This is a genomic window from Frankia sp. BMG5.60 (assembly GCF_059428125.1).
This window is the reverse complement of record NZ_CM182091.1, coordinates 2,017,302-2,028,014: the sequence shown is the minus strand read 5'-3', so window position 1 is coordinate 2,028,014 and position 10,713 is coordinate 2,017,302. Positions and strand designations below refer to the sequence as shown.

The window sequence follows — 10,713 nt, the reverse complement described above, 5'->3', positions numbered from 1 at the left end:
ATCGATGGGTACCGGGCGGTCGGCCTCATCGGGCCGGGGGTGTCAGCAGCCGAGCGAGTGCCACCTTGTCGATCTTGCCGACCGGTGTGAGGGGCAGGTCAGGGATGGCGTGGACCCGGTCCGGCGCCTTGTAGCCCGCGAGTCCGCGTGCGGCCAGGTACCGCGCGAGGTCGCGGGTTCCCGGGGGATCGCCGTCGCAGACCAGGAACGCGACGGCGCATTCGCCCCAGTGGGGATCCGGCGCGGCGACCAGCGCGGCGGCCCGCACCCGCGGATGGGCGCGCAGATGCTCCTCCACCTCGGCCGTCGCGATCTTCTCCCCGCCGCGGTTGATCTGTTCCTTGACCCTGCCGACGACGACGAGGTGTCCGGAGGGGAGCCGGCGGACGAGGTCCCCCGTCCGGTAGAAGCCGTCGGCGGTGAACGCGCGGGCGTTGTGATCGGGTGCGCGGTAATAGCCGCGCAGGGTGGCGGGACCGCGGGTGAGCAGCTCACCGACCTCGCCGTCGGGCACGGCCCGCCCGGCGGCGTCGACGACGAGCACCTCGTCGGCGGCCGAGGGCGGCCGGCCCTGCGTCGTGTGCCGCAGGTCGTCCGCATCGTCCAGGCGGGTGTAGTTCACCAGCCCTTCGGCCATCCCGAACACCTGCTGCAGCCGGACACCGAGCACCGTCTCGACCCGCCGCGCCTCGTCATCGGCCAACCGCGCGCCGCCAACCTGAAGCACCCGCAGGCTCGACAGGTCCGGACGGCTGGTCTGGTACTCCTCGATCCAGGCGGGAACCAGCGGCGGGGTGAGGGCCGTGACGGTGACCCGCTCACGTTCGATGAGGCGGAAAGCGGTGTGCGGGCTCGGGTCGCGGGCGATGACGACCGTGCCGCCGGCACTCAGCGTCCCCAGGACGCCGGGGGCTCCGAAGGCGAAGTTGAAGCCGATGGGCAGGCTCACCAGGTAGACCGACTCCGGCCCGAGCTCGCATGCTTCAGCTCCCTGGCGCGCCGCGTACAGGTACTCGTCGTGGGTGCGCGGAATGAGTTTCGGCACACCCGTCGAACCGCCGGACAACAGCAGCATGGCGAGCGCTCCGGCGCTGTCGACGGTCTCGGCCCCGGCTCGCCTGACCGGCCCGGATCCGTCGACCAGCAAGGCTGACCAGGGCAGGACGTCGTCCCCGCCGGGGTCGCCGAGGACGATGACCCGACGCGGGGGGGCCAGCGCATCGCGTACCTGCCGCGCGAGTGCGTGGCCGTCGAGCCGGCCGGCACGATCGGCGACGACGTAGGTCGTGGCGCCGGACAGCTCGGCCAGGTGCCGGATCTCGGCGCGACGGTGAGCGGGCATCGCGTGCACCGGGACGGCGCCGAGCCGGGCCAGCGCGAACCACAGGTGCAGGAACTGCACGCGGTTGGGGAGCTGGACCACGACCCGCTCACCAGGTCGGATCCCGGCCCGGTCGAGACCCGCGCACAGCCGGTCGGCGTGGGCGTCGAGGTCGGTGTAGGACCACCGCTCGGCGCCGTCGACCACGGCGATGCGTGAGCCGTGGCGGGCCGCGAGGTCGCGCAGTAACGCGCCGAACGTGACGCCGGCCCAGTGCCCGGCCTTGCGATAGCGCGCCGCATCCGTCTCCGGGCAGCGCGGCCAGTCCTCAGGCATGTGTCGTGACTCCTCGGCAGATGGGGTCATCCGGGCTTACTGTAGATGAAATTCATGTTCAATAAAGCCCAAGATTCCATCTGATCGCGATGCCCCGCGTCTCCTCGCCACGGTCGACGAGGCGCGTGACGCATCCTGCGGAAGTCGAGGATCATGGAAATCGACGAACTGATCGCCGAACTCGGCCGGGACGGTGTCACGCTGTGGGCCGATTCCGGCCGCCTGCGCTTCCGCGCACCGCGCGGTGCCCTGACGCCGCAACGTCGGGACCTCCTACGGGAGCACCGGGAGGAGGTCCTCGACCGGCTGGAACGTGATCAGGCGGTCCCGGTGGTCACGGCCGACGCCGAGGGCCGGTACGAACCGTTCCCCCTGTCGGACATCCAGGCCGCCTACCTGATCGGTCGCGGGGACTCCTACGACTACGGCGGGGTCGCCTGCCACGCCTACATCGAGCTCGCCTTCCCCGCCGAGCTGGAACCGGAGCGGGTCCAGGCAGCCTGGGACACCCTCGTCGCGCGGCACGACATGCTGCGCGCCGTGGTCCATCCCGACGGCTACCAGGTGGTGCTCGCGGATCCGCCGCCACACCACATCGACGTCGTCGACCTGCGCGGCCGGGCGGAGGACGAGGTGAGCGCGGCCGTGCTGGACATCCGCGCCGAACTGAGCCATCGGGTGGCCCGGACCGAGGTGTGGCCGCTGTGCAAGGTGAGGGCGACCCGGTCGGACCGGCAGCTGCTCCTGCACCTCTCGCTCGACCTGCTCGTCGTCGACTACGCCAGCGTCCAGCTGCTGCTGCGAGAGTTCGGCGCGTTGTGCACGAACCCGGCGGCGGATCTCCCCCCGCTGGGAATCACCTTCCGGGACTATCTGGTGGGCCGTCGCCGGCTGGCCGAGACCGCCCTCTACCAGCGGGACCGGGAGTACTGGCTGCACCGGCTCGACACGCTCCCGCCCGCGCCCGAGCTACCCCTGGCAGAGCGTCGCGGACCCGCGCCGGAACCGGTCCGGTTCACCCGGCTGGAGCACCTGCTACCGGCCCCGGTCTGGGCCGCCCTGGCGTCGAACGCGCGCCGGCACGGCATCACCACCTCCGCTGCCCTGCTCACCGCCTACGCGGAGGTGATCGGCCGGTGGAGCCGGTCGGCGAGATTCACCCTCAACCTGCCGACGTTCCAACGCCTCGACGTTCATCCCGACGTCGGCGCCCTGATCGGCGACTTCACCGCGGTCGAGCTGCTCGCTGTCGACCTGAGCGCCGCGGCTTCCTTCGCCGAGCGTGCCGGCGCGGTCTCGGCGGGGCTGCTCGACGATCTGTCCCATACCCTGTTCACCGGCAGCGAGGTCCTCACCGAGATCTCCCGCCGCGAGGACGGCCGGCCGCTCATGCCCGTGGTCTTCACCAGCACCCTCGACGGCGCCGGCCCCGCCGGCCCCGCGGACCTGGCAGGGTCGGACCTCGGCGCCGCGGTGGATCCGACCGGCGAGGTCGTGTTCGCGATCAGCCAGACGCCGCAGGTCTGGCTCGACTGCCAGGTGATGCCGCGCGGCGACGCGCTCGCCGTCTCCTGGGACGTTCGCGGCGGGGTGTTCCCCGACGGCCTGGCCGAGGCGGCGTTCGCCGCCCTCATCACCGCGATCACCCGGCTTGCGACGGACTCCGATGCCTGGACCCGCCCCGCGCCGGTGGAGCTGCCCGAGGATCAGACCCTGCGTCGCGCCGCCGTCAACGACACCGCCGCCGACCTGCCTGATGAGCTGCTGCACGCGGGCGTGCTTGCCCAGGCGGCGGTTACACCGGACGCGGTCGCGGTCGTCGCTGCGGACCGCCAGCTCACCTACGGAGAGCTCATCCGGCGCGCCAGCACCGTGGCGGCCGTGCTCGCCGACGCCGGCCTGCGCCCGGCCGAACCGGTCGCCGTGGGCATGGACAAGGGCTGGGAGCAGATTGTCGCCGTCCTCGGCGTCCTGCTCGCGGGCGGCGCCTACCTGCCCCTCGACACCGCGCAGCCAACCGCACGCCGCGATGTGATCCTTCACGACGCGGGCGTGCGCCACGTGCTCACGCAGACACGGCTCGCCGACCCGGCGGGCTGGCCCGACGACCTCACCACCGTCGCCGTCGACGCGCTGGAGCCCGTCGGCGCCGCCCGCGTCGCCCACCCGATCGCGCCCGCGGCAGCACCCGACGATCTCGCCTACATCATCTACACGTCCGGTTCCACCGGCGCACCCAAGGGCGTGATGATCAGCCATCGGGCCGCCCTCAACACGATCGTCGACATCAACCGGCGCTTCCACGTGACGGCCGACGACGCCGTGTTGGGGCTGGCGAGTCTCGGCTTCGACCTGTCGGTCTACGACGTGTTCGGCCCGCTACGGGTCGGGGCGCGGCTGGTGCTGCCCGACGGCGCCCGCCGGGGCGACCCGTCGCACTGGGCCGACCTGATCGGCGCGCATGCCGTGACCGTGTGGAACTCCGTTCCGGCGCAGATGCAGATGCTGGTCGAGTTCCTGCGGTCCGCGGCCGGCGGGCCGGCCGCCGCCGGAGGGGCCTCGGGGAGTGCGCCATCCGGTGGCGCGGCTCCGGATGTCACGACACTGCGGTTGGCGCTGCTCTCCGGTGACTGGATTCCGGTGACGCTGCCCGACGAGGCCCGCGCGTCGATGCCCGGTCTGCGCGTGGTCAGCCTCGGTGGGGCGACCGAGGGCGCCGTCTGGTCGATCGTCCACCCGATCGACGAGGTGGATCCCGCCCGACCGAGCATCCCGTACGGCACCCCGCTGTCCAACCAGAGTTTCGCCGTGTTCGACGGCGCGCTGCGGGACCGGCCGGACTGGGTGCCCGGCGAGCTGCACATCGGCGGCGCCGGGGTTGCGCTGGGTTACCACGGCGACCCGGAGCGCACCGCGGCCCGCTTCATCCGGCATCCGACCACCGGCGAACGGCTCTACCGCACCGGCGACCTGGGCCGCTACCTGCCCGACGGGACCATCGAGTTCCTCGGCCGGGAGGACGACCAGGTGAAGATCCGCGGATTCCGGATCGAGCTCGCCGAGGTGGAAGCCGCGGTCCTGACCCATCCCGCGGTCGCAGCCGGCGCGGTGCTCGTCGACGACGAGCATCCGCTCGGCCGCCGTCTCGCCGCCTTCGTTGAACCCGCGCGACGAACGGAGGATGACGGCCCGCGGGCCGCGGGCGAGTCCACCGGCGCGACCCCGCCGCTGGTCGCGGCCGCAGCCGCAGCCGCGATCCGCGCGGCCGGCGCCGGCATGGACCCGGCCGCGCTCGCGGAGCTGCTGGCCGCCATGGACGACGTCGCGCTCGCCGTGATGGCACGGACCCTCTCGGACGCGGGTCTGCTCATCCCGGTCGAAGGCCAGGGCGACGGGTCGGGCGGGCTCGACGCCGACGAGGTCTGCGCCGTTCTGCGGACAACCCCGCCCAACCGGCACATCGTGCGTCGCTGGCTGCGAGCGCTGGCGGCCACCGGCAGGCTGGCGGTCACCGGCAGGCCGGCCACCGAACCCCATCGCGACCGGAAGACGGGAGCGCCGCGCTACCACGGGCTGGTCGCACCCGACGCCGCGGCGCTGGAACAGGCCTGGGCCAGGCTGGACACCGCGCAGCGCCGGGTGGACTACAGCACCGACCTGCTCGACCTGATGCGCACCTGCACCGCTCACCTGCCCGCCCTGCTCTCCGGCGAGCAGGACATCCGGGCTCTGCTCTTCCCAGGCGCCGAGCCCGACGCGCTCGCCGCCGCCTACCGCGACAACCTGGCCGTCCGCCACCTCAACCAGGCACTCTGCGCCGGCCTGCGCCAGCTCGCCGAACGGCACGTCGGTGAGGAGGGGATGCGCCTCCTGGAAGTCGGCGGCGGCGTCGCCGGCGCCACCACCGAGCTCGTCCCGGCCCTGGCCGAGTTCGGCGTCGACTACCTGTTTACCGACCCGTCGCGGTTCTTCCTGACGGAGGCCGCCGAACGGTTCGCCGACCACCCCTGGGTCCGCTACGGCCGGTTCGACCTCGCCGCCGACCCCCGGGAGCAGGGCTACCTCCCGAACAGCTTCGACGTGATCCTCTGCCCCAACGTCCTGCACAACGCCACCGACATCCCGGCCGCCTTACGGCGGCTGCGTGAGCTGCTGGTCCCCGGCGGCTGGCTGGTGTTCACCGAGAACACCCGCGACGACCACTACCCGCTGGCCGTCTCGCTGGAGTTCCTCGAGGTCACCTCGGGGCCGAGGACCGATCTGCGCGCCGCCACCGGAGCGTCGTTCGTGACCGACGAGCAGTGGCCCGAGCTGCTCGCGGACCTCGGCGTGGAACTGGTCGCGGCCCTGCCGGAACCGACCGACACCCTGCATCCCACCGGGCAGCGGGTCTTCTTCACCCAGGTGAAGACAGACCGGCATCCGCTCACCGCGAGCGAGCTCACCCGGCACACGGGGAGCCAGCTGCCCGACTACATGATCCCAACCGCCTGGCAGGTGCTCGACGCCCTGCCGCTGACGGCCAACGGCAAGGTGGACCGGTCCACGCTGCGCCGCTGGCTGCCGCGTGGCGGCGGCGCCGGCGACGTGGCGGCCCGGTCCGGGAAACCGCTCGGTGCGCTCGAACGGCAGCTCGCCGAGCTCTGGGCGGAGCTGCTCGGCGTCGAGCGCGTCGGCCGCCATGACGACTTCTTCGCGCTCGGCGGCGACTCACTGCTCGTCGCGCGCCTGGTCGGCCAGGTGCGCGAACGCCTGCCCGACGTCGTCGCCCTGGAATGGGAGGTGGTGCTGCGGCACATGCTGCGCGCGCCGACCGTGGCGGCGCTGGCGACGTTCCTGCGCGCCGCCACCGGCCGTGAGCCGGCGGCGAAGGGAGACCAGGAGAAGGTCTCGCCGGTGATCCCGCTGCACGGCGCCGGCCTGCAAAGCGCGGGCGGTCCGGTGACCGTGCTCGTGCACGCCGGCACCGGCACGGTGATGCCCTACCGGGCGCTCATCACCGAGATCCGGCGCCGCTCCGCGGGAACCACGGCTCTCGTGGGGCTGGAGATCCCGCAGATGGCGGACTACCTCGGTGGCGAGCCGACCGGGCAGATCGAAACCCTCGCCGCCAGCTACGCCCGCTCCCTGCTGGAACTGGGCCCGCGCGATCTGCATCTCGTCGGCTACTGCCTGGGCGGCCTGATCGCCATCGAGGTCGCCCGCGGGTTGGCCGAGGCCGGAGCGCCGGTCGCGAGCTTCACCGCGATCAGCAGCCACAGCCCGCGGTTCCGGCTCGACGACGAGATCCTCGCCGAGTACTCGTTCGCGGTGATGATGGGCATCCACCCGCCCGACCTGGGATTCCCCGATGACCAGTACCGGGTCGCCGCGGCGAGCGACGCGGTGCTCGCCGAAAGCCCCGGAGTGCTGCACGACGGCGCCCTGGCCAGGCTCGAGGGCGAGTACGCCGACATCGCCGACAGCTTCCGTGCGCTGGCATCCCTGCCACGCTCCGCCCGGATCGCCAGGATGTGCGAGGCCGTCCCGGCGTCGGCCGGCATGTACGAGCCGGACCACATGACGCGCCTGTTCCTGACCTTCCGGCAGAGCGTCTTCTCGATCAGCCGCTACCAGCCCGAGCCCTACGCCGGCGACGTGACCTTCCTGCGGCACGGCGGCGCCTACCCCTTCCCCGGCAGCCGGGACGCGGTGACCATGCAGTGGGAGGAGGTCTGCCTGGGTGATCTGCGGATCGTCGATGTCCCCGGCGACCACTTCAGCTGCCTGTCGGTGGAACACGCACCCGGCGTGCTGCGGCTTCTCGGGCAGCTCACCGACGGCGCGGTGACCCGATGAACGTCTCGGGGCGGCCCGGCCCGCCGGTCGTCGGGCTCCTCGGCGCGTCGGGCATGGTCGGCTCGGCCGCGGCCGCCGCGCTGCGCAAGCTCGGCGTCGAGCGCATCCGGCTGGGCGCTCGCCGCGTCGACGGCGCACGGCGGGTGCTCGCCGACGCACTCGACGGCCACGGCGAGATCATGGCTGTCGACGCCACCGACCCGGTAAGCCTGACCCGTTTCTGCGCCGGATGTCAGGTGGTGCTCAACTGCGCCGGCCCGACCTATCTGCTGAGAGACACAGTCGCGGTCGCCGCCGTGGCCGTGGGTGCTCACTACGTCGACGTCGCCGGTGACGATCCGGCGTGGGAGGGGATGGCCGCCCGCGGTCTGGCCGGCACCGACCGTGCCGTGGTGTTCTCCGCCGGCACGCTGCCGGGCCTGTCGAGCATTCTCCCGCGCTGGCTCGCCGCGACCGGGTTCGACCGGCCCGCGGCGCTGACCGCCCACGCCGGCGGGATGGAACCCTGTTCACCGGCGGTGGCGACCGACATGATCCTCTCGCTGAGTACCGGAGGAGCCGACGGCGCCGCCTTCGGCGAACCGCTGGCCGCCTGGAGAGGCGGCGCACGTCGGCCACGCGCGCTGCGGGCGGCTCCGAACGCTGTCGCCCCCTTCTTCCCCGGCCCGGTGGGGATGACCCCGTTCCTGTCGACCGAAACCGTGCGGCTCGCCCGCGCACTCGGACTCGACGACGTCGACTGGTTCAACGTGCATCCGGGTCCGGCGGTGCACGCCGAGATGCAGCGCATGCCGGGCTACGCGCGGGAACCGGGCACCGATCTCGCCGAGGTCGGCGCCCGGCTACACCGGGCGGCCGCCCTCGACCTGGTCGGGCGGACCCCCTTCTATCTGATGGTCTTCTCGATGCGCGGAACCCCCCCGGACGGCGCGGGGACAGAAATCCGTCGCACCCTCGTCCTCCGGACGTCGAGCAGCTACCAGTTGACCGGCCTCGTCGGAGCCCTGGCGGCACGGACAGCGCTCGAGGACGCCCTGCCCGCCGGCCTGCACTTCGCTTGCGACGTCCTGGACCCCCACGCCGTCGTGCGCGAGATCCGGAAGGCCGGCGGATCCAGCCTCATGGAGCTGCCCGGCGCCGCGCGAGGCGCCGACATCGGCGACGACGCCGCCAGAGACGACGTCGTCGAGGAAGGTGCGCTGTGACGGCGACCGCGTCCGGCGGGAGCGAGGGCCGGCCGCTGCGGGTGCTGGTGTGCGGCACCAACTTCGGCCGGTTCTACGCGACCGCGGTCCGAGGCGAGCCGGGATTCACGGTGGCCGGCGTCCTGAGCCGGGGCGGGAACGCCTCACGGACCTTCGCCGACCAGATCGGTGTCGCGCACTACGACCGGGTCGAGGCCGTGCCGGACGGCATCGACCTCGCCTGCGTCGTCGTCGGGTCGACGATCTCCGGTGGGACCGGCAGCGAGCTGGCACGGGCGCTGATGGGTCGGGGCGTGCACGTCCTGCAGGAACACCCGGTACACCCGGCCGAGATGACGGCGAACCTACGGCTGGCACGGCGGCACCACGTCCAGTACCGGGTCAACACCCATTACCCCCACGTCGGACCAGTCCGGTCGTTCATCGCCGCGGCCCAGCGGCTACGCGCACACCAGACGCCCGTGTTCGTCGACGCGGCGACACCCGTCCACGTGCTGCTGCCCTTGGTCGACATCCTCGGCCGGGCGCTGGGGGGCCTGCGGCCGTGGCGGTTCGACGCGGTCGATGTGCCCGGCCGCGGCGGCGGCGGTCCGCTGCGGACGCTCATCGGAGAACTGGCCGGTGTCCCCGTGACGCTGCGGGTGCAGAACCAGCTCGACCCACGCGACCGGGACAACCACGCCCTGCTGTGGCACCGGATCACCCTCGGCGCCGAAGGCGGGGTGCTGACCCTCGCCGACACCCACGGGCCGGTGCAGTGGAGCCCGCGGCTGCATGCCGAACGTGACGCCGAGCGTCGGCTCGTCGTCGACGGGCCGGATGCGCACCGATTCGACCAGCCCAGCACCAGCGTCCTTCCCGGGACCGCCGCCGGAACCCAGCGTGACATCTTCGACCGGCTCTGGCCGGAGGCGATCGCCCGTGCGCTGGTCGACATGGTCCGTGCGATCAAGGCGGGTGGGGATCCGCTGAGCTCCGCGCAGTACGACCTGACCGTCACCCGGATCTGGTCCCACATCGCCGCCGAGATCGGTCCGCCCGAGGCGGCCCGGGTCACACGTCCCCGCCCGCTCGCCCTGAACGACCTGCTGCCAGAAACCGATCCGGTCTCCGCGGTCCGGGTCACCGAAACCGATCTGCTTCCGACGGGGAGTCGTGCCCGGGGGAGCGGCCGCGTCCGGCGTCCGGACGAACCCGGCGGCGACGCCGATCCCGGGCCGGACGGGGGCAGCATGCCCTACACCCCGACCGCGGAGTTCTTCGACCTCGTCGCCGCAGCGCACGTCCAGGCCACCAGCGCACCTGCCGTCATCGAGGCACTGCGCATGATCGATCTCGGCCGTGGGCCGGTCGTGGAGGTCGGTGCCGGCACCGGACTGCTCACCGAGGCGGTCGCCCGCGCATTCGCCGACATCGAGATCGTCGCCTACGAACCATCCGAGGGCATGCGGGCCGTGCTGGCCAGCCGGGTCTACCGGGACGACGACCTCCGCCGCCGGGTCACCATCAGCGCGGATGCCGCACCCGACCTGGACCTGCCCGAAGCGATCAGCGCCGCATTGGTGTGCGGGGTCGCCGGCCACCTGGACCGCCCGGGACGGAAGGCGCTGTGGCGGCGACTGCGGGAGCGACTGGCGCCCGGCGGCGTGATCGTGGTCGAGCTGATGAACCTGGACCGCCCGATCCTGCTGGAACCGCATCGGCTGGCCCAGGCGGAGCTTGGCGAGCAGAGCTACGAGTGGTGGTTCTCCGGCGAACCGGCGGACGGCGACCTGATGCGGATGCGGTCCACCTGGCGGGTCCTGCGCAATGCGGAGACCGTCCGCGAAGCGCGCGACGGCTACGGCTGGCACACGGTCGACCTCGCCGCCGTCGCCACCGAGGCGGGGATGGACCTGCGCCGGCAGCCGGCCGGCGGACGGCCCGGTGCCACCCCCCTCGGGGTGCTCGCGCATCGGGCGCTGCCCTGACGACGGCCGCGCGTTCACATCGTTCCCGGTGAGAGATTCGACC

General features: G+C 72.8%; 4 protein-coding genes. 3 read left to right on the top strand and 1 reads right to left on the bottom strand.

The genetic code is table 11. The annotated features are described in order from the left end of the window. Positions 1-25: 25 nt before the first annotated feature. Positions 26-1,657: a (2,3-dihydroxybenzoyl)adenylate synthase gene (locus AC5R91_RS08100; protein WP_495396536.1), complete on the bottom strand. Its 1,632-nt coding sequence runs from the start codon at positions 1,655-1,657 to the stop codon at positions 26-28. 153 nt (positions 1,658-1,810) lie between these two features. Between AC5R91_RS08100 and AC5R91_RS08095 the strand changes: the two genes are divergently transcribed. From AC5R91_RS08095 to AC5R91_RS08085, 3 genes are read left to right on the top strand one after another with little or no spacing between them, the layout of a single operon-like run. Further along, positions 1,811-7,495 carry a non-ribosomal peptide synthetase gene (locus AC5R91_RS08095; RefSeq protein WP_495396535.1) on the top strand — a complete coding sequence of 1,895 codons (5,685 nt, stop codon included), beginning with the start codon at positions 1,811-1,813 and terminating at the stop codon, positions 7,493-7,495. After that, entirely contained in the window at positions 7,492-8,700 is a 1,209-nt protein-coding gene (locus tag AC5R91_RS08090; RefSeq protein WP_495396534.1) for a saccharopine dehydrogenase NADP-binding domain-containing protein, read from the top strand. Before AC5R91_RS08095 ends, AC5R91_RS08090 begins: the two co-directional genes overlap by 4 nt. Continuing rightward, positions 8,697-10,670, top strand: coding sequence for a Gfo/Idh/MocA family oxidoreductase (locus AC5R91_RS08085; protein WP_495396533.1), 1,974 nt, complete (start codon positions 8,697-8,699; stop codon positions 10,668-10,670). The genes AC5R91_RS08090 and AC5R91_RS08085 overlap by 4 nt, the downstream gene beginning before the upstream one ends. Positions 10,671-10,713: the final 43 nt, after the last annotated feature.